Below are 19,773 nucleotides of genomic sequence, written 5' to 3' on the forward strand. Positions count from 1 at the left end.
AGTAAAAGGCGGGCCTGTTGCCAGACCCGCCCCATCACTTTAGGCCTTTGGAGCAGGTTCTGCCTCCGCCGTGGCGTGATGCAGCATGCGCGAGGCGTACTGAATGCCCAACCCGTAGGCGCCGCCGTACTTCACGGCCAGCGAGGTCACCGCTGCGTAGGTTTCGGTGCGGGCCCAGTCGCGCTGCAGCTCCAGCAGGTACTGCATGGCCGTTACCGGGCGCACGCCGGCGTGAATCATGCGCTCCATGGCGCGCTCATGGGCCTCGGCCGACACATCGCCGCAGGCATCGGCCACCACGTACACCTCGTAGCCTTCGTGCAGCGCCGACAAGGCCGGGCCGACAATACACACGCTGGTCCAGAGCCCGGCCATCACGATGCGCTTCTTGCCCAGGCCGGTGATGGCGCGGTACGCGCCTTCGTCCTCCCAGGTGTTCATTGACGTGCGGTCCAGGTAATTGGACGTCGCCTGCGGATAGAACTCCTCAATTTCGGGGAACACCGGCCCGCTGAAGCTTTCCTCGGCCACGGTCGTGACAATGGTGGGCACGTTGAAGATGCGGGAGGCGCCGGCAATCAGGGCCGTGTTGTCGCGCAGCTCGGCCATATTGATGCTTTTGGTAGCAAAGCCCATTTGGCCTTCGTAGTCAATCAGCACCAACGAGTGGTTATCGGGGGCGAGCAGAAGGGGGGACGGTTTCATGTAGTGAGATGGTTAGGGATGAGAAAATGAAAAGGGACTTGGCCACTTTAGGCGACCCAATTAGTGAATGTGCCCTTAAGACACCGTAGAGCATTGGGTAGTTACCGCTTATCCGGCCCATGATATGTCCTAATCACGGGTGGGTATGTCTCGTTTCGGGATTAGACCAGTTCCTCCTCTGGCCAGACAAGAATCAGGGACCGGTAAGCGGGCGAAGCAGCCCTTGGAGTGCGGTAAAGCCCGGTGGAAACCGCTGGCTTCTGCCTGTTGAATTGACAGAAGGCTGCTGGCTGTTTCAGCCTTGGCAGGTTATGCTTTGAGACGTGGGGAGAGCCGCCTCCCTTGCTCTTCGGGTTCACGCGATGCTAGCCGCGTGTGTGCTTGCCGGGACGTTTGGCAGCGTGGCAACCCTGCCGGCGGGTCCCGTTGAATTCAACGGCGCTGAGGGCCTAGCCTACAAGCTCGCCGGCCGGTTCCCGTAAAACGCGTGTCGCAACAACGCTCGCAGGCTGGCCGCCTCCACGGGCCGGGGGTTATAGCCGGGTGGGTCAAGCGTAAGCTGGAGGACCCGCTCCAGGTCCGCTTCGTGCATACCCAGCTCCTGAAGGCTGACGGGGTTGTTGATGCGCTGGTTGAAATCGAATAGCGTGCCGGCCGGGTCGTCGGTAGCCAGGGCCCGGCGCAGGCGCTGCATGGCGTCCGGAATGTAAGCGGCATTGTACTGCACGACGTGCGGCAGAATGACGGCGTTGGCCTGGCCGTGGCCCAGCCCGAAGGTGCCGCCCAGCACGTGGCAGATGCGGTGGTGCAGGGCCATGCCCACGGCGGCCAGCGCGGTGCCCGCCAGGTAGGCCCCGTAGAGCACGGCTCCCCGGCCGGCCTCGTCGGTGGGCTGGGCCACGGCCAGCGGCAGGTCCTGGTACAGCACCCGCACGCCTTCCTCGGCCAGGCTGGACGTGACGGGGTTGGCCGCCTGGGCATACATGGCCTCCACGCAGTGAGCCAGCGCGTTCAGGCCGCTGGGGCCCGTTTCGGTGGGGGGCAGGCCCAGCGTGAGGCGCGGGTCATAAATAACGGTGCGGGGCAGCACGGCGAGCGAGCGGCCGGTGCGCTTCTGCCCCTCGCTGGTGATGCCGTAGATGGGGGTCATCTCGGAGCCCGCGTAGGTGGTCGGAATGGCCAGAATCGGCAGGCCCGTTTCCAGGGCCACGGCTTTGCCCAGGCCCGTGGCCGAGCCGCCCCCAAACGTCACCAGGCAGTCGGCGGCTAGTACCCGGGCCTGGGCGCGGGCGCGCTCCACCGTGGCGATGGGGACGTGCGGGGCCACTTCGGCAAAAATACCGGCCAGCTGCGCACCCAGCGGGCGCAGCAGCTCGGCAAACTGAGCTTGGTGCGCGGCCTCACACAGGCCCAGCACCCGCTGGCCGTTCAGCCGCTTGACTTCGTCGGCCAGCTGGTCGACTGCGCCCGCGCCAAACACAATCCGGCCCGGCAGCGCCTCGTACACAAAGTGAAGGGTTTGCATGATATATCAAGAAGGGAAAACGTGTACAGGCGGGCCGAAGCTGCCCGCCCCGCCGGCCAACTGCTGCTGGCACGGCCGGACTAATAAATTGTTTTACAGGCTAATGCGTAAGCTGTTCCCGAAAAGCAGCGGTGGTTTTGGCGCGTACTTCCGCCAGGGTGGCGCCGGGCATCAGTTCTATCAGGGTTAGCTGCTGGTCGGGGTAGGCAAATACCGCCAGCTCGGTAATAAGCAGGTCGACGGCCCCAAAAGCGGTGACAGGCAAGGTGCAGGCGGGCACTATTTTGGAGCTACCATCGGGGTTGGTATGGGTGAGGGTGATGATGAGCTTCTTGGCGCCCGAGGCCAGGTCCATGGCGCCGCCCACACCCAGCAGGGGCTTGCCCGGCACGGCCCAGTTGGCCAGGTTGGCGGCCTCGTCCACCTCCAGGCCGCCCATGATGGCCACGTCCACGTGCCGGCCCCGAATCATGCCAAACGAGTCGGCGCTGTCGAAATACGAGCTGCCGGGTAGGGCCGTGACGGGCACCTTGCCCGCGTTGACGGGGTAGTCGAGGGCCCCGCCCCCGTCGGCCGGGGCGGGGCCCACGCCCAGCATCCCGTTTTCGGTGTGCAAAATGAGGCCGTCTTCGGGCGTGATGAGGTCGGCTACCAGCGTGGGAATGCCAATGCCCAGGTTCACCACGTTGCCGGGTTGTAGCTCGGCCAGGGCGCGGCGGGCCATGTGCAGGCGGGCCTCGTCGACGCGCCGGGCGCTGCCCACCGAGGCGGAGGTGCCCAGGTCGGCGGCCGTGAGCTGGGCCACCACCAGGTAGTCGACGAAGCAGCCGGGCGTGTGGATGTGGTTGGGGTCCAGCTCGCCCACGGGCACGATTTCTTCTACTTCGGCAATCACCAGGTCGGCCGCCGTGGCCATGGCCCGGTTGAAGTTCTGCTCCGTCATGCGGTAGGTGAGGTTGCCGGCCGTATCGGCCCGCCAGGCCCGGATGAAGGCCACGTTGCCCCGGATGCCTTTGACGAACACCTGCGTCACCCCGTCCAGCACCTTGGTTTCCTGGCCTTCGGCAATGAGCGTGCCGGCGGCCGTGGGCGTGTAAAACCCGCCGATGCCCGCCCCGCCCGCCCGGATGGCTTCGGCCAGCGAGCCCTGCGGGAGCAGCTCGTACGCCACGGCTCCGGATTGCGCAGCGGCCACGGCATCGGGGTTGCTGGTGAAGAACGAGCCAATCATCTTTTTAATCTGGCCGTTGCGCAGCAGGCGCCCCCCGCCGATGCCCGGCTCGCCCACGTTGTTGCCCACAAAAGTGAGGTTGCGCGTGCCGGTTTCGGCCAGCGCGTGCATCAGGTGCACGGGGTTGCCGGTCATCCCAAAACCGCCCTGCAGCAGCGTGTCGCCATCCTGCACGAGGGCAGCGGCGGCTTCCGCCGTAAGCTGGGGTACCTGTTTCATAAACTATTTAAAAAGCTTAATGGAGTGAAGAAGAGGGGCGAGGCTAGCGGCTGGCTAGGCCCGCTCCAGCACCACGGCGTAGCCCTGCCCCACACCGATGCACATGGTAGCCAGCGCGTAGCGTTTTTGCTGGCGGTGCAGCTCGCGGGCGGCGCCGTACAGGATGCGGGTGCCGCTCATGCCCAGCGGGTGGCCCAGGGCAATGGACCCGCCGTTGGGGTTGAGGCGCGGGTCGTCGTCGGCCAAACCCAGCTGCCGGGTGCACGCCAGGCACTGCGCCGCAAACGCCTCATTTAGCTCAATCACGTCGATCTGGTCCAGGGTGAGGCCCGCCCTGGCCAGGGCCAGCTGCGTGGCCCGCACCGGCCCGATGCCCATCAGGCGGGGCTCGACGCCCACCACCGCCGAGCTGACGATGCGGGCCAGCGGCTGGAGGCCATACTGCCCAACCGCCAGCTCCGAGGCGACCAGCACGGCGGCGGCCCCGTCGTTGAGGCCGGCGGCGTTGCCCGCCGTTACGGTGCCGCCTTCGTCCGCCTTTTTAAACGCGGGCCGGAGCGTGGCCAGCCCCTCCGGGGAGGTAGCCGGCTTAATGAACTCGTCGTGTTCGAAGACCAGCGGCGCGCTTTTTTTCTGCGGTATCGGCACGGGCGTAATCTCCTCCGCCAGCCGCCCAGCCTGTTGGGCCGCCGCCGCTTTCTGCTGCGACCAATGCGCGAATCGGTCCTGGTCGACCCGGCTGATGTGGTACAGCGCGGCCAGGTTCTCGGCGGTTACGCCCATGGCATCGACGCCGTACATTTCCCGCATGCGGGGGTTGATGAAGCGCCAGCCAAAGCTGCTGTCGTACAGCTCGGCATCGGTGCCGAAGGGCTTGGCGGATTTTGACATCACCCAGGGGCCGCGCGTCATATTTTCCACGCCGCCCGCCAGAAACACCTCGCCCGCGCCGGCCTGCACGGCCCGCCCGGCCTGCACCACGGCCGACATGCCCGACGCGCACAGGCGGTTGACAGTCTCGCCGGGAACCGTATCGGGCAGGCCGGCCAGCAGCAGGGCCATGCGGGCCACGTTGCGGTTGTCGTCGCCGGCCTGGTTGGCGCAGCCCAACACGACGTCGTCGTAGGCCGCCAGCGGGATGTTGGGGTGCCGGGCTACCAGCGCCTGCAGGGCGAGGGCGGCCAGGTCGTCGGCCCGCACGGGGCCCAGGGTGCCGCCAAAGTTGCCGATGGGCGTGCGGGTGCCGTCAATTATATACGCTTGCCGGTCGGGCATAAAGCAAAGGGCCTACTGGCCTAAAAGGTGGGTAATAGCCGCCGCCAGCGCCTGGTGGGCATCGGGGGCTACCGTGAATTGCCGCCAGGCCACGTGCAGGTCGGGCCGGATGAGCAGGCAGCCGCTCTCCTCGATTTCCCGCAGGTCGGCCCACTCGCCGTAGAGGTCCTCGTAGGGGCAGCCCGGCCCAATGAGGCAGGCCGTTAGGGGCAGGCCGCGTGCGGCCGCAATGGCCTGCGCGGCCGCCACCCATGCCTCGCCCCCCAAGCCAGTGAGCAGCGTGAACTGGCCGTGCCCAGCCAGGTCGAGCGTCGAGACGCGGTTGTTGTGGTGGCCCAGCCAGGCGTGGGGCAGGCGCGCCCCCGGCCAGGTTGTGGCCTGGTAGTATAGCTCCTCGTCGCGCCGCCAGGCCGGCGGGGCCGTGCCATCCGCCACGATGGCCGCGGAGGCGTAGCGCTGGTTCAGCTCCACGCCGTGGCAATTGAACTCGTAGGTCTTGGCCTGGATGGCCTGGTGAAGCCGGGCGCGCTGCTGCGCGGCCGCGGCGCCCGGGTTTTTGCGGGCCGCCATGTTGGCCTGCATCTGGGCCGGGTCGGCGGTATTGGTCAGGCCGAGGGCGTCGAAAATGGGCCCGAACTCGCCGATGCTCTTGTTGGCCCGCTCCACGATTTGCCGGGCCACCGGGGCGCGCTCGGCCTGGTAGCTGGCCAGCTGGGCGGGGCTGGCCAGGCCCTTAAGCACGTAGGCGAGCTTCCAGGCCAGGTTGAAGGAGTCCTGCACCGATGTGTTGGAGCCCAGCCCGTTGGAGGGCGGGTGCCGGTGGATGGCATCGCCCACGCAAAAGACCCGGCCGTGGCTTAGCTCGGTCGCGTAGCAGTGGTTGACGGTCCAGGCAGAGGTCGAGCGAATGGTAACCGGAATTGTGTCGTCGCCAATCAGGTTGTGCACAATCTCGATGGCCTCCCGCTCGCTGAGCTGGGGCGGGCCCTGGGCAATGTCGTAGCCCCACACAATCAGCCACTCGTTCCAGGGGCGCACCATGCGCACCAAGCCCATGCCGATGCCGCCCACGTTGGAGCCGGGCTGCAGCACCCAGTAAAGCACGCTGGGCCGGTGGGCCACGTAGCGCGCCAAATCCATGTTGCACACGATGTTGATGCTGCCGCCCACGCCCATTTGGCCCGCCAGGGGCAGGCCCACGTCGGCGGCTACGCGGCTGTTGCTGCCGTCGGCCCCGACCAGGTACTTGGCCCGAATCTGGTAGACCTCGCCACTCAACCGGTCGCGCACGGTGGCCGTCACGCCCGCCTCGTCCTGCACCAAGCTCAAATATTCGGTATCGAAGCGAAACCGGGTGCCCCGCTGACCGGCCGCGGTCAGCAGGATGGGCTCGACCAGCGTTTGCGGAATGTCGCAGATGCTGGTGGGGCTGGCCAGGGTGTAGTCGGCCAGCCGGCTTGGGTGCGTGCCCCACGAGTGCAGCCGGCCCAGCTCTTCGCCGGCCAGGCTTTCGCAAAAGACGTTGTTGCCCATCAGGGCCTGCGGCACGGCCTGCGCCATGATGTCGGCTTCGATGCCCAGGTCCCGGAACACCTCCATGGTGCGCTGGTTGGTGATGTGGGCGCGGGGGGTGTTGGCCAGCCAGCTATACTTGGTGATGACGACGTTGCGGATGCCATAGGTGCTTAGCAAAGCCGCCATGGTGGAGCCGGCGGGGCCGCTGCCGACAACGAGGACATCGGTTTCAAATTTCCAGGGGAGGCTGGTATCGGACATGAGTAGGAGCCGTGGGTGGGGATTGGGGCAAGCAAGAAGAGCGGGGGCGGCGTAGGCGCGGGCTTTAAGCCGGCACAGGCCGGAGCTTGAAGTCGTAGGACACGTCGTAGAACGGCGCGCTGGTGCCGTAGCGCTGCGCATCGGCCAGCGAGTGGTTGAGCACGAAGGGCAGAACCAACGACTCTTTCACCCCGAAGACGGCATCCGATTCCAGGAACTCGTCGCCAGCCACGAAGAGGTGGGTGACCACCGGCTCGTAGCCCGGGGCCGTGAGCATGAAGTGGATGTGGGCCGGGCGCATCGGGTGCCGGCCGGCCGTGCGCAACAGGTGGCCCACCGGCCCATCGTCCGGAATCGGGTAGGGGGCCGGCTTGATGGTGCGAAACCAGAAGTAACCCGCCGCGTCGGGGCGCAGCAAGGCCCGCAGGTTTTCGTCGGGCTGCCCGGGGTCCTGCGTGTCGTAGTAGCCCAAGTCATCCGACTGCCACACGGCGATAGTTGCCCCCGGCACCGGCTGACCGGCCGGGTTGGTCACCGTGCCCCGTACCACGGTGGGCTCGCCGCGCTCCGCCTCGGGGCCGGTGGCAATAAGGCTGCCCAGCGGCAGGTCGCGCGGAGGCACGTAGAAGGGGCCCGTTACGGTCGTTTCGGTGGTGCCGTCAGTGGTGCGGTGGTTGATGGCATCCACCAGCATGCTCACGCCCAACACATCGGAGAGCAAGATAAATTCCTGCCGCTTGTCGGAGCACATCTGGCCGGTGCGGGTCAGGAACTGCACGGCCGCCAGCCACTCCGCTTCGGTGGGCTCCACCTCGCGCACGAAAGCGTGCAAATGCTTCACCAAGCCGGCCAGCAGCAGGTGAGTACGGGCGCTAGTGGGACGCATGCTGGCCAGCACCGCGTTGGTGATGTTTTCTTCGGTTATGGTCTGCATGGGTGGGAGTTTGCAGCGGCGATAAGGACAAGTCGCGCCAGAGCGACAATCCCTTTTTATCCCGTAAATCTCCTGCTTATCCTAGCCCCGCGCGATAGCCAAACTACGGGAGTGTATGGACATTTCACGGGTGCCGCTGCCTATTCGTCCGGCCCACTGCTCCTCCCGGATGAGGTCTCTGAATTTCAAGAAACCAACGCTTCAGGGCGGGGCTGGCCTAGGCATCTAGTGCCGGCTGCTAACGGACGTCACCGGCCAGTCGGCCTTGGGAGAAGGGTCTACCCCAGCCTTGCCCGTCATCCCCAGTTCCCGCAACTCTACCAGTTGAAAAGTCCTGTACACCTGGGGGCGCACGGCCGCTTGGCTCTGCTCAAGGACGCCGCCCACGTGGTCAGCTCCATCACCGGCAGCGGCTACCGCCACGCTTTGCTCGATGCGCAGGCGCTAGTTGATGCTTTGACCGCAACCAGCTCACCCGTAGTCAGCCGACTGCTGGCTTGCGAGCTGGCCCGCCTCGGCCCGGCAGCTGGGGCGCACCAGCCAGAGCCTTGGTGCCGACTACCTGCGGTACGCGGGTAAGTAGTAAGCCTATACCGTTACGCGGGGGGGCAAGTGCGGACTATAGCATTCCTTGCGTTTGGCAGGGTCTGCCTCGGAACATGAAAAGGCCAGCCTCCGCATAGGAAGCTGGCCTTTTGCTCTGCGCTAAAGCGTCATGAAATTAGGCTCGGGCGAGCTTGCTGGCAATCTCGGCGGTGTACTTGCCTTGGTGGCGGGCACCTTCGAGCTCGTTTTCGCTGGGCATCCGCTCCCCCTGGCCGCCGGTCACGGTGCTGGCGCCGTAGGGCGTGCCGCCGGTCACTTCCTCGTGGCCCATCTGGCCCTGCCAGGCGTAGGGCAAGCCCACAATCACGAAGCCATGGTGCAGCAATTCGGTGTGGAAGGAGCGCAACGTCGTTTCCTGGCCCCCGTGCTGGGTGGCCGTGCTCACGAAAGCGCCGCCTACTTTGCCCACCAGGGCGCCCGTGGCCCACAGGCCCCCGGTGCTGTCCATGTAGGCCTGCATCTGGCCGCACAAGTTGCCGTAGCGCGTGGGCGTACCGAAGATGATGGCGTCGTACTCGGTAAGCTCATTCGGCGTCGCCACCGGAATGTGGGCAAACGCCTGCTGGGCCCCGGTGGCTCCCACCTTGTCCAGAATGTCCTGCGAGAGGGTTTCGGGCACGCGTTTGATGACGACTTCATTGCCGGCTACCTGGCGGGCACCTTCGGCAATGGCTTCGGCCATTTTCCAGATGTGACCATAGGTGGAATAAAACAACACGAGGGTCTTCATGAATTTGGGATTAGATGAAACGGGGGATTCTCGGCAAGAAAATTAGCCGGCTTGTTTTGTGGGTGAGCTGATTAGGACAGCTGAATTGTTTACGCAAGGACGCGCCGTATGGCCCGCCCAAACAAGCCTCGCAAGCGGCCTTTCGATGGCTACATTACGGCTCTCGAGGTAGATATCACGGGTACCTGGCCCGCCTTAACGCAGCAGCGGCTCCGACCCCACTTCGGCGGCGACTGCCTCCCCGTGGTGCAGGTGCTTTTTGAACTCCATGAAACTGACGCCATTGCACCGCTTGAAGAACTTACTGAAATGGGCTACGTCTTTGAACCCCAGCCGAAAAGCAATTTCTTTCAGGGACAGATGGCTAAAGTAGGCCAGCCGCTGCGCTTCGAGGGCGATGCGCCGACCAATATGGTCGCGGGCGGGCAGGCCGGTTTCCTTCTTTATCGTTTCGCTCAGGTGGTTGGGCGTCACGTTTAGTTGCTGGGCGTATTCGCGCACGGATTTGGCAGTCGTGTACTGCCCTTCCAGCAGGTTGCGGAATCGGGTATAGAGGCTCGGGTGCTCGGGGTTACTAGCATCTGCGTGCTGTTGCTGCCGGACGCGGAGGCAGTAGATGAGGAATCCTTTGAGCAAGACGCGCAGCAGCGATTCGTGCAGCAGGCCCGTGCCGGGGCTGGCAAACTCGTGCTGCAACTGCTGGAGCTGCCAAAACATATCAGCGTGGTGCGCCGGGTGTATCACCAATTGGTTTACCTGGGGCTCGGCATTGAACAGGCCGCACTGTAAAAGCAGGTCTTTTTCTTCGCCGGTTAGGCAGAAGAACTCGTCCGTAAACATGAGGGCCTGCCCCTTGGCCCGGGCAACCAACGCTTCCGAAGCCAACTGACCGGGGCTGATGAAGTGGAGCACCAGCGAACCGCTCTCGGCCCCAATGCTTTGCCTTACCGCATCGGCTTCTACGGCCAGAATAGTGTAGCAGTAGGGCTGGCTGTTGCGCAACGGGCGGCTCTGCGGCTGGTCCCGCACGAGCACGTCCTGCAGCGGTTGTATCGTGAATAGCGTGTGCAACAGTTTATCCATGGCGCAAGAGCTTAGTAGAGGAAGGCAGCCTAGGTTTTGGTGACCGAAAGCACCAGCGGCCGTTGTTATATATTACGCCGTGAATACCGGCAATTCATCCAAGGCAACTTCGTACAAGCGGTGCAGACCTTTCTTGCCCTTGAGCGGGGTCAGGAAGCCCTGCCGCACTACCAGGGCGTCGCCCAGCTCATCCACGACGGCTTGCGAGACCAGCAAAGAAGTACCGCACTCCTTGTTGGCCGCTTCGATGCGGGCCGCCACGTTCACAGTGTCGCCGATGGTGGCCAGCTTGCGCATGTCCGGGCCGCCGATGTGGCCCACCACCACGTCGCCGTAGTGCACCCCAATACGAACGTGAAATCCACACCCGTACATGCTGCGCAGGTAAGGATTTAGGCGGTCAACGGCCAGGAGCATGGCGCGGGCGGCGGCCACGGCATCTGCGGCTGCCGTAGCCTCATCCTCCATCCCAAATACCACCATTAACCCGTCGCCAATAAAGTCGCTGATGCGGCCGCGGTGGGCCCGCACCACTTCGCTCATGAGCTTGAAATACCGATTGAGCACGTGAATGACGTCGTAGGCGGGGAGAGACTCCGCGAAGACGGTGTAATCCGCAATGTCCGAGAAGAGCACGGCCAAGCGCTTTTCCTCGCCTAGCTGCTGGCCGGCGTGTTCCAGCCCCTGGAGCGCCAGCTGCGTATCCAGCTCGTCGATGACGGGGCGACGGAAGCGCACGGTTCCTTCCGCAATAGTGGTTTGGCAGGCCAGGCGCATATTGCCCGGTAGGTGAAGGCGCTGCGCGAGGGCTTGCTCCAACTCGTTGCGGGGCGACAGGTGCTCCAGGCCATCCAGTACTTGTACGCGGCAAGTGGAGCAGCGCGCCAGCCCGCCGCAGGCGTGCACGTGGGGAATGCCATGACGCAAGTCAGCTGCTAGGATGGTTTCGCCCGGCAGGCTGTCGAACTGCTGGTTGTCGGGCAATACAGCTAATGAGGGCATGGGAAGTGAAAATAGTAAACCGCCCAGGCCGAAGTGGTAGAGGCTACCGCTAAAACACGTACTTCAGCCGGGACAAGTTGTCCTCGCATGGCTGGGGATTGGCAAAACCAACGGCCCGGAAGCCTCTGGACTATGGCTTTCACCTCCGTACTGGCAGCTGGTGGCGGAATTACCTGCGGGTTAGCGAACGGTTGATGAGGAAGTCTGCCGAGTATTTGCCGGGACCCAACGCCAGGAGCAGCAGATAGGTGATACCATACAGGTAAGGCAAGGGATGAGCCGGCAAACCCAGTAGCATACCGCCCAGGAGCACGCTGGCGATGATGCCTACCGAGGCCAGCCGGCTGAATAACCCCACCATGACCAACGCCGGGAACAGCGTCGTCGCCAGCACGAGGATGAGCAGACGAAGCAGCTCGGCGGCCGTCCACCCCAGGACCCCGCCCATCGCGCCGAAGCTTACCCGAGCCGCCATCAGATGGAGCGACACGGCGACCCGAAACAGCAGCATGCTGACGTTATAAGTGTCCGGCGCGGGGAATACCCGCGTTACTTGTTGTACCCACACAGGCGCTTCGGCAAGAGGTTATTGCAGGGGAACTTCAATGAGCAGCACCTGGGCCGGCTTCTGGGCCACGACGCTAAGCGCCGGCGTGTTCCAAAGCCCCAGACCATCCCGGCGCTCCAGCGCCACGCCGTTAACGGTCACGGCACCTTCCAGTACAAAGGCGTACACGCCGCCTTTGTATTTCAACTGGTACGGCAAGGTCTGGCCTTTGCTCAGCTCGGCCATGCTGAACACAGCATCCTGATTGATTTTCAATGCGCCGGCATCGGTCGGGGAGAGCAGCGTCTGCCAGCGGTTTTGCTGGCCCGCCAGCTGAAACGCTTTCTGGTGGTAGGCGGGGGCTATGTCCTTGCGATTGGGAGCCACCCAGATTTGAAGAAACCGGGCGCTGTCCGTTTGGGAAGCATTGTATTCGCTGTGCGAGATGCCCTCACCGGCACTCATGTGCTGCACGGTGTAGGTGCCCTTGGCCGCGTCGAGCGACGTAATGCCGGAGGAGCCCTTGCTGTCGGTGTGGGCTACCCCACCGTGCAGCGGAATGGACACGATTTCCATTTCGGCGTGGTCATGGTCCGGGAAGCCGGCCCCGGCCTTTACCCAGTCGTCGTTGAGCACCCGCAGGGCCCCAAACCCTACCCGGTTCTGGTCATAGTAGTTGTTGAACGAGAACGTGTGCCGGCTCAGCAGCCAGCCCGTCTGGGTGGTGCCCCGGGAGTTGGCTTTGTGCACGACGTACTCGGGTGCCGCGGCCGGGAGGGGCGCAGCCCCCGCCGTGGCGGCCAGCGGGGTTTCCGCGTTGGTCTGGCACCCGATGCTTATGGCTAAACACAAGATGAGAGGTAATAAGCTGGATTTCATCGGGTGAGGCAAGGGTTAGTTCTACTCCAGTTGGCGGAAAAGCGCCCACCCAGCAGCAATAACGTGCTGGCGAGACACTTCGGCCTCGGCCAGCAGGTGGGGAAACGCTTTCTTCGATCTAGCGGGCGGCATTGAGGGCCGGCGCGGCAAAGTGCTGGCGGAACCAGGCAATGCCCCCGTCCACGTCAGGTTGGGTCAGGCTGTGGCCGGTGGGCGTATCCTGCCGGGTAAGCTGAAAGCCCGCGGCCGAGAGCAAGGCGGCGTAGCGCTCCGTGGAGGCCGGGTCCACCGTGGGGTCGCGGCTGCCGGGGTTGAAGAATACCGGGGGACGGCGCGCGGTGCGTACTGGCGGCACTTCCTTGGTCAGGGGCTGCATGGGGCGCCAGAGCACCGCGCCAGCCAGCAGTTCGGGATAGAGCAGCAGCAGGCTACCGGCGATGTTGGCCCCGTTGGAGTAACCCACGGCCACAACCTGCGAGGCATCGAAGCCCTCCTGCTGGCTGACTTGCGTCAGGAAGGCGGCCAGTTCGTGGGTGCGGAAACGCACGTCGTCCTCGTCAAATACGCCCATGCCCAGGCGGCGGAAAAAGCGGGGCATGCCCCCTTCCGACACGTTGCCGCGCACGCTCAGCACGTTCACGCCCGTCCCGAAGCCTTTGGCCAGCGGCAGCAGGTCGCGCTCATCGCCGCCGGTGCCGTGCAGCAGCAGCACCGTTGTGCCCGTGGGGGCGGAGGTGGCGGGCTGATAGAGGTAGTGCAGGGGTTGGTAATTCATCGGGCTTAGAGAAGGAGTTTGGGCAGGCGGGTTTCCAGCTGCGCGCGCAGACGCTCGTGTTGCTTGGGCAGCATCAGGCCGGTGCCCAAGGTGGCCAGCGGCTCGTCCACGGTGAAGCCGGGATTATCGGTGGCCACTTCGAACAGCACCCCACCCGGCTCGCGGAAATAGATGGCGTGGAAGTAGTCGCGGTCAATTTGCTGCGTGACGTTGAAGCCTTTGGCCGCAATCTTTTGGCGGAAGTACAGGTGGGCCGCGTCGTCCTTGACGCGGAAGGCCACGTGGTGCACCGAGCCGGCGGCGACGTGGCCGCGCGGCTCGGCGGGTACTTCCACCAACTCCACCAGGGCCGCGCCCTCCACCGTATCGGTGGCGAAGCGGTAGCGGTTCACGTGCTGGTCGATGAGCTTATAGCCGAAGATATCGGTCAGCACGTCGGCCGTGCCCTTGATGCTGGCCAGGGTCAGCGTGATGTGGTGAAAGCCTTTGGTGGCCACGTCAGCACCGATTTCAGCCGTAGTCCAGGGCGTGCGCGGGTCGGGTGTCTTGGACACCACCAGCTCCAGCTTCATCCCATCGGGGTCGAGCACGGTCAGGTACTGCTCCCCAAACTTCTCACTCGGCTTGTTGTAGGTGATGCCGTGGTCCTGGAAACGCTTCAGCCAGAAGTCCAGGCTGCCTGCGGGCACGGAGTAGCCGATTTCGGTGGCCTGGCCTGTGCCGCGACGACCGGGACCCATGCCTGCCCAGGGGAAGAAGGTGAGAATAGTGCCGGCCGAGCCGGACTCGTCCCCGTAATACAGGTGGTAAGTGCCGGGGTCATCGAAATTGACGGTCTTCTTCACGAAGCGCAACCCCAGGACTTTAGTGTAAAAGTCCAGGTTCTTTTGGGCGCTGTCGGTGATGGCCGTTATGTGGTGCAAACCTAAAATGCGGGGTTCCATGGCGGTGGGGATAAAAGCGGGGAAACGGAAGCGGGCGAGTACGAGGCCGCTTAGCGCGTGGCCACGCCGCTGGCTTTGGCGATGACGTTGAAGGTCAGTGCGAAGGTGTCGTCGATGGCCTTGTCGCCGATGCTCTCGAAGAACGACTTGGAGCCGTAGCGGATGTCGTACTTGGTGCGGTCCACGGTGGCCGTGCCCGACGCGGCGGCCACGCCGTTTTTCACGCCCATCTTGGCCGGGAAGCTCAGCGGATTGGTTTTGCCTTTGATGGTGAGGTTGCCCGTGATGGTGGCGTTGTTGCCGGCGGCGTCGCCTTTCAGCGGCTTGATGCTGGTGATGACAAACGTGGCAGTGGGGTTCTTTTCGATCGAGAAAAAGTCGTCCGACTTCAGGTGGCCCAGCAGCTTGCCGTTGGTTTCGGCGTCGGTTAGGTCGGTGTTTTTGAGGGAGGTCATGTCCACCACAAAGGTGCCGCCGGTAATCTGCGTGCCTTTCACCAGAACCTGGCCACTCTTGAACTGAACAGTGCCGTTGTGCTGACCGGTCACTTTTTTGCCCACCCAGCCGATGGTGCTCAGCTGCGGCTGTACTTGGTAAGGGGTAACGGCGGCCGCAAGTGCGGCGGCGTGGGTGGCGGGTTTGGTGCCAGCAGGGGTATTTGCCGTGGCGGACAAAACGGTGGCGGCCAGCAGCAGGGGCATCAGGAGCTTTTTCACGTGGAGGTTTAGTTGAGTTGTTAATACATGTATGTACATCAAATGTACGTACATGATTCTTAATTTGACAAATGTTTTTCTTGGCTATCGCGCAAACGACGGCCAAGTACTTGGTAGTCAAGCTGTTTTATTTCAGCGGGTACTTGGCAAAAGAGACCTTGCTCATCAGGTCTTTCTCATAAGAGGCCAGACAGTACCGGTTGAGGGTGGCCGCGAAGTGCGGCGGAGCCAGCTGCAGCCGGGTTGGGAAAGGCCCGTTCTTGGCGAAGAAGAACACCTTCGTCGTGCCATACTTGGTGTAGGGCATAAGCGCGCCGTACTGCTGCATCTGCTGCCAGCCGCTGGTGTCGCCCACCGTCACGACGTAGAGGCGAACGATGGGGCCGGTGTTGTTCTCGTTGCGGAACAAGGCCACCTCCTGAAAGTCGCCGGGCAACTCCTGGGGGCTCGGCTGACTGGCCCCATCCACGATCAACCAGACGAGCAACGCGCCCGTACCCAAGCCGAGGAAGTGTTTAATTCTCATAACGCGCAAACGGCCGAATGCTGGACTCAGAATTTTACTACGAGCGGGTCGACTACTTCCGAATATCCTGGGCTTTTGCGGGCCCCCGCTCTAGCAGCCAGGTGATAGCCTCGGCCTCCGCTCCAGCTTCGAATGACCGCAGCGAGTTCCCCTGGTTGTGCAGCCCGGCCACCAACGGCAGCAAGGACAAGCGCGCGAGGACATCGTACGCCTGCAGAATGGCAACGCGGTGCACTTGCTTATCCGCCGCCAGCTGCGGCAGCAGCTCGTCGGTAAACCAACGCTGGTCCGCTTGCGAAAACATTACCGCCAGGCGCTGGTCAATCAGCAGTTTGGTGTAGCCATACCGGTGCATCCCTTGCCGGGCTTGCTCAAACATATGCCGGATGTCGACCGAATTTTGGGCTCCGGGCTGTACCTGCAAGCGGATGTAGCCCAGCCGTTCGTGGGTAATATAGGCCGCCCGATTCTCGAAAAAGGTGAAGGGGCTGAGGATTTTGTTGTTTTCCATAAGCCAGGGGGAGCCCGGGGCCGGGCTATGACGGGATACCGGTTGAGAATTACCTAACATATCAGTTGTTACTACAGACTATTGAAGGACCAGAAGAAAAGGGCCGAAGCGGCACCGTGGTGGCAGGAAGCCCGCCGCCGTGGATTAGCCGCCTGCCCTAAAAGTCCTCGTTAAGCGAAAAGGCATGGTTACTTCCTTCGTTCATCACCCCCGCTTTTTGGTAGTCGCCTACTTTTTTCTCGAAGAAGTTGGTCTTGCCCTGCAGCGAAATCATTTCCATGAAGTCGAAGGGGTTGGGGGCGTGGTAGATTTTCGAATAGCCCAAGTCCACTAGCAGGCGGTCGGCCACAAACTCGATGTACTGCGCCATCAGCTTGGCATTCATGCCAATCAAACTCACCGGTAGCGCGTCCGTCACAAACTCCTGCTCGATGCTCACCGCGTCGCGGATAATGGCGTGCACGCGCTCCTCGGGTAGTTTATTGACGAGGTGGTCGCGGTAGAGCAGGCAGGCAAAGTCGCAGTGCAGGCCCTCGTCGCGCGAAATCAGCTCGTTGGAGAACGTCAGGCCCGGCATCAGGCCGCGCTTCTTGAGCCAGAAAAGGGAGCAGAACGAGCCCGAGAAGAAAATGCCCTCCACCGCAGCGAAGGCAATCAGGCGCTCGGTAAAGTTCTCCGAGTTAATCCACTTGATAGCCCACTGCCCTTTCTTAGCCACGGCGGGCACAGTTTCGAGGGCGTTAAAGAGGTAGTCCTTCTGCTTAGGGTCTTTGATGTAGGTGTCAATCAGCAGCGAATACGTCTCGGAGTGGATGTTTTCCATCATCACCTGGAAGCCGTAAAAGCAGCGGGCCTCAGCCATCTGCACTTCCTGCATGAAGTTGACGGCCAGATTCTCGTTCACGATGCCATCGGAAGCGGCAAAAAAGGCCAGCACGTGCGAGATGAAGTGCCGCTCGCCGTCACTCAGGTTGTCCCAGTGCTTCTGGTCTTGGCCGAGGTCAATCTCTTCCGATACCCAGAACGAGGCTTCGGCCTTTTTGTACATCTGCCAGACGTCGTTGTGCTGGATGGGAAAGAGAACGAAGCGGTTGGGGTTTTCAGCGAGCAGTGGTTCCATGGAAGAGGCAGTTGGGTAAATGGGCAGCCAGCGGTACAGCCGACTCGGTAGTATGCTTAACCTTAAGGCTAGCACAAAATTACCCGTGCCTACTAGGCTAGACCGACCCTTTTGGCGCAATACCTGACACTATTTGGAACATCTGCTCCTGAAACTCGGTGGGTGAGCTGTCCGTGTGCTTGCGGAAAAACCGGGCAAAGTAGGAGGGCTCCTCAAAGCCCAGGCGGAAGGCAATTTCCTTGATGGTACGCTCCTGAATGGTCAATTCGCGCTTGGCTTCCAGCAGCAGCCGCTCGTGCACCAGCTGCGTGGCCGTCTTCTGCAGGTTGAGCTGCAGTATCTTATTGAGCCATTTGGGGCTAATTCCCATCTGGGCTGCGTAGAAGCCCACCAGCGTCTGGGAAGCGTAGTGCGCCTCCACCAGCAAAAGGAATTGGTACACGCGCTTGCCCTGCAAATCCTGCGGCGTGAAGGGCTGCTCCTGCAAGCGAATCAGGTTCATCACCAAGGCCTTAAGCAGCGCCTTGAGAATAATAAAGCACGGCACGGGCGCGTGGTGCTCCCGGGCCAGCACCTCATATACGGCCCGCAGGTCGGCATGCTGCTCGGCCGATAACGCCAGGACTGGCGGCTCCCCCGACTGATTGAAGAGCTTGAAAACGGCCACCGAGTACTCTTTGTCGTCGTCCTCCAGAAAGTCCCGAGTAAAGCGAATGACCTCGCCTGGCTGCCCGTACAGCGGGACCGAGTTGGCCCGCCCCAGCGAAACCAGGCACAGCCAGCTGCGAGCAGCAGGGGGGCCGGCCGGTTCACCCGTTGGTTGAAACCAGAACACCTCGAAATAGGCTCTTGACGTTTGGTCGGGTAGAGCTAGGTAATCAGCGAGGGATAGTAAAGAAAGAAGCGGAGACATTGCAAGCAGGTCTGTGGAAGGTACTCTTCTTCCAGAAGAAAAGGAGCAGGGGTAATGTTACCTCTTCACTAGGTTGGCATCTTTCCGGCCCTTGTTTGAAGAAACAGCTGATTCCCTATGCGGCCTTAAGCTTTTTCATAAACGCGCCGAACGCCGGTGCCAATTCCGCAAACAGCGGGTTGGTGCGGTGCTTGAGCATTACTTCGCTAAACAACTTCAACCCGAGGGCAAACTGCGCGGCTTCCTCCGCGTCGGCGAAGAGCGGCTTGGCCTGCATCAGCCGCACAATGTGCAGCACATCGTCGTGGTTGCTGAAGTCGAACTCGAGCGAAGCGGGCTCGAACGAGTCCGTTTTGGCGGAAATTTGCTCCACGCGTAGGTGGTAACGGTTTTCTTTCTTATCCATCTGAATCTTGGTGATAAAGGAAATGGGAAACCTGCCGGCTGCCTTTAGGCCTGCGCCTCCTGCAACGCTGCCTTGGGCTCCCGGATAACCAGTACGCGGTAGAGCACGCAGGCGGTGGCCGCGCACCCGGCCATCACGGCGGCCATCGGTACCACCGTGCCATTGGCCAGGGCACTGACGGCCAGCGCGGCCCCGGCCCCGCAGCTATACATGAGCGTACCGAACAGGGCCGAGGCGCTGCCGGCCTGCTGGGCGTATTGCTGCAATGCCCCGGCGGTGGCGTTGGGCGAAGTCAGGCCCACGCTGCTCACCACCACGAACAAGGGCAGGGTGATGCCGTAGATTCCGCCCCACCCGGTGCTGGCCAGCCCCAGCAGCACCCCGCCCGCCAGCACACTCACCAGCGTGGCGCCCCGCAGGATTTGCTGGTAAGTAAAACGCCGCAGCAGGCGGTTGTTGAGCTGCGAAGCGGCAATGATGCCGGCGGCATTCAGGCCAAAGAGGAGCCCAAACTGCTGCGCCGAGAGCCCAAATAAGCCCGTGAACACGAACGAGGAACCCGTGATGTAGGCGAACATGGCCGCCTGCACCAGGCCCGCCGTCAGGGCATAGCCCACGAACGAGCGGTCCCGCAGCAGCCGGCCGTAGGTGCCAAACGCCTGGCGCACCGCCATCGGGTTGCGGCGCTCGGCGGACAAGGTTTCGGGCAGCGTGAACACAATGCCGGCCAGGGCCAGCACAGCCAGCGCCGCCAGCACCTGGAAAATCAGGCGCCAGTCGCCCAGCGTCACCAGGAAGCTGCCGACGGTGGGCGCCAGGATGGGCGCCACGCCAGTTATCAGCAGCATGGTGGAGAAAACGCGGGCCGCCTCGTTGCCGGCAAACCGGTCGCGCACGATGGCGCGGGCCAGCACCATGCCCGTACAGCCGCCCACGGCTTGCAGCAGGCGCAGCAGTACCAGGCTTTGCACCGACGTGGCCCAGGCGCAGCCCAGCGCCGCCACGGCGTAAATGCTCATGCCTACCAGCAGGTTAGGCTTGCGGCCCCACTGGTCGGCCAGCGGCCCGTAGAGCAATTGACCCAGGGCCAGGCCCACGTTGTAGGCCGCCAGCGTGTACTGCACGGCCGCGATATCCACCCCAAATTCGCGGGCAATGGCTGGAAAGGCCGGCAGATACATATCGATGCTCATCGGCCCGAAGGCAGTGAGCAGGCCCAGCAGCAGGATGAGTCCCCGGGAGCCTGAGGTGGTTTTGGGCATAAAACAAAAAATAGTGCGGCGGCAGAAGCAAGGGCGCGGTGAGCAGAAGCCCCCTAGCCGCCACCGTCGAACCTGCGTTGGCGGCTAC

At 63.0% G+C, this 19,773-nt stretch carries 21 protein-coding genes; 1 reads left to right on the plus strand and 20 read right to left on the minus strand.

What is annotated here, in order from left to right; all coding sequences use genetic code 11:
• Positions 1 to 39: 39 nt before the first annotated feature.
• From ACFE7X_RS07070 to ACFE7X_RS07095, 6 genes are all read right to left on the minus strand, one after another.
• Entirely contained in the window at positions 40 to 705 is a 666-nt protein-coding gene (locus tag ACFE7X_RS07070) for a hydrolase (protein ID WP_375434969.1), read from the minus strand.
• Between the two features lie 454 nt (positions 706 to 1,159).
• On the minus strand, positions 1,160 to 2,230 hold the full coding sequence (locus ACFE7X_RS07075) for a maleylacetate reductase (RefSeq protein WP_375434970.1): 1,071 nt from the start codon (positions 2,228 to 2,230) through the stop codon (positions 1,160 to 1,162).
• A gap of 100 nt (positions 2,231 to 2,330) precedes the next feature.
• Positions 2,331 to 3,680, minus strand: a complete 1,350-nt coding sequence (locus tag ACFE7X_RS07080) for a 3-oxoacid CoA-transferase (RefSeq protein ID WP_375434971.1) — start codon at positions 3,678 to 3,680, stop codon at positions 2,331 to 2,333.
• A 54-nt stretch (positions 3,681 to 3,734) separates the two neighbouring features.
• On the minus strand, positions 3,735 to 4,955 hold the full coding sequence (locus tag ACFE7X_RS07085; protein ID WP_375434972.1) for an acetyl-CoA C-acyltransferase: 1,221 nt from the start codon (positions 4,953 to 4,955) through the stop codon (positions 3,735 to 3,737).
• A gap of 12 nt (positions 4,956 to 4,967) precedes the next feature.
• Positions 4,968 to 6,731, minus strand: a complete 1,764-nt coding sequence (locus ACFE7X_RS07090) for an FAD-dependent oxidoreductase (RefSeq protein ID WP_375434973.1) — start codon at positions 6,729 to 6,731, stop codon at positions 4,968 to 4,970.
• 64 nt (positions 6,732 to 6,795) lie between these two features.
• The gene (locus ACFE7X_RS07095; protein WP_375434974.1) at positions 6,796 to 7,665 is read right to left on the minus strand and encodes a dioxygenase; all 870 of its coding nucleotides are present in this window, start codon (positions 7,663 to 7,665) and stop codon (positions 6,796 to 6,798) included.
• Between the two features lie 324 nt (positions 7,666 to 7,989).
• Here ACFE7X_RS07095 and ACFE7X_RS07100 point away from each other — a divergent pair, with 324 nt between their 5' ends.
• Entirely contained in the window at positions 7,990 to 8,244 is a 255-nt protein-coding gene (locus tag ACFE7X_RS07100; protein WP_375434975.1) for a hypothetical protein, read from the plus strand.
• 142 nt (positions 8,245 to 8,386) lie between these two features.
• On the opposite strand, the gene wrbA is transcribed toward ACFE7X_RS07100, so the two are convergent.
• The 14 genes from wrbA to ACFE7X_RS07170 all read right to left on the minus strand — a co-directional run bounded on the left by wrbA (position 8,387) and on the right by ACFE7X_RS07170 (position 19,685).
• The gene (wrbA, locus tag ACFE7X_RS07105; RefSeq protein ID WP_375434976.1) at positions 8,387 to 9,001 is read right to left on the minus strand and encodes an NAD(P)H:quinone oxidoreductase; all 615 of its coding nucleotides are present in this window, start codon (positions 8,999 to 9,001) and stop codon (positions 8,387 to 8,389) included.
• Between the two features lie 195 nt (positions 9,002 to 9,196).
• Positions 9,197 to 10,084, minus strand: coding sequence for a helix-turn-helix domain-containing protein (locus tag ACFE7X_RS07110; protein WP_375434977.1), 888 nt, complete (start codon positions 10,082 to 10,084; stop codon positions 9,197 to 9,199).
• 72 nt (positions 10,085 to 10,156) lie between these two features.
• Positions 10,157 to 11,086 carry an adenylate/guanylate cyclase domain-containing protein gene (locus tag ACFE7X_RS07115; protein ID WP_375434978.1) on the minus strand — a complete coding sequence of 310 codons (930 nt, stop codon included), beginning with the start codon at positions 11,084 to 11,086 and terminating at the stop codon, positions 10,157 to 10,159.
• 169 nt (positions 11,087 to 11,255) lie between these two features.
• On the minus strand, positions 11,256 to 11,597 hold the full coding sequence (locus ACFE7X_RS07120) for a hypothetical protein (RefSeq protein WP_375434979.1): 342 nt from the start codon (positions 11,595 to 11,597) through the stop codon (positions 11,256 to 11,258).
• Positions 11,598 to 11,672: 75 nt separating this feature from the next.
• Entirely contained in the window at positions 11,673 to 12,512 is an 840-nt protein-coding gene (locus tag ACFE7X_RS07125; protein WP_375434980.1) for a pirin family protein, read from the minus strand.
• 118 nt (positions 12,513 to 12,630) lie between these two features.
• A complete protein-coding gene (locus ACFE7X_RS07130; RefSeq protein ID WP_375434981.1) occupies positions 12,631 to 13,287 on the minus strand; it encodes an alpha/beta hydrolase in 657 nt (218 codons plus the stop codon).
• 5 nt (positions 13,288 to 13,292) lie between these two features.
• Positions 13,293 to 14,231 (minus strand): ring-cleaving dioxygenase, encoded by a 939-nt coding sequence (locus ACFE7X_RS07135; protein ID WP_375434982.1) that lies wholly within the window; start codon positions 14,229 to 14,231, stop codon positions 13,293 to 13,295.
• A gap of 50 nt (positions 14,232 to 14,281) precedes the next feature.
• Positions 14,282 to 14,947 (minus strand): YceI family protein, encoded by a 666-nt coding sequence (locus ACFE7X_RS07140; RefSeq protein WP_375434983.1) that lies wholly within the window; start codon positions 14,945 to 14,947, stop codon positions 14,282 to 14,284.
• Positions 14,948 to 15,074: 127 nt separating this feature from the next.
• Entirely contained in the window at positions 15,075 to 15,473 is a 399-nt protein-coding gene (locus ACFE7X_RS07145; RefSeq protein WP_375434984.1) for a hypothetical protein, read from the minus strand.
• Between the two features lie 52 nt (positions 15,474 to 15,525).
• Complete coding sequence (locus tag ACFE7X_RS07150; RefSeq protein WP_375434985.1) at positions 15,526 to 15,984, minus strand: hypothetical protein; 459 nt, start codon at positions 15,982 to 15,984, stop codon at positions 15,526 to 15,528.
• A 157-nt stretch (positions 15,985 to 16,141) separates the two neighbouring features.
• Positions 16,142 to 17,104, minus strand: a complete 963-nt coding sequence (locus tag ACFE7X_RS07155; RefSeq protein ID WP_375434986.1) for a ribonucleoside-diphosphate reductase small subunit — start codon at positions 17,102 to 17,104, stop codon at positions 16,142 to 16,144.
• Between the two features lie 97 nt (positions 17,105 to 17,201).
• A complete protein-coding gene (locus ACFE7X_RS07160; protein ID WP_375434987.1) occupies positions 17,202 to 18,017 on the minus strand; it encodes a helix-turn-helix domain-containing protein in 816 nt (271 codons plus the stop codon).
• Between the two features lie 115 nt (positions 18,018 to 18,132).
• Positions 18,133 to 18,423, minus strand: a complete 291-nt coding sequence (locus tag ACFE7X_RS07165; RefSeq protein WP_375434988.1) for a DUF3861 domain-containing protein — start codon at positions 18,421 to 18,423, stop codon at positions 18,133 to 18,135.
• Between the two features lie 44 nt (positions 18,424 to 18,467).
• A complete protein-coding gene (locus tag ACFE7X_RS07170) occupies positions 18,468 to 19,685 on the minus strand; it encodes a Bcr/CflA family multidrug efflux MFS transporter (protein ID WP_375434989.1) in 1,218 nt (405 codons plus the stop codon).
• Positions 19,686 to 19,773 lie beyond the last annotated feature (88 nt).

It is taken from the genome of uncultured Hymenobacter sp. (assembly GCF_964242765.1).
Lineage (GTDB): Bacteria > Bacteroidota > Bacteroidia > Cytophagales > Hymenobacteraceae > Hymenobacter.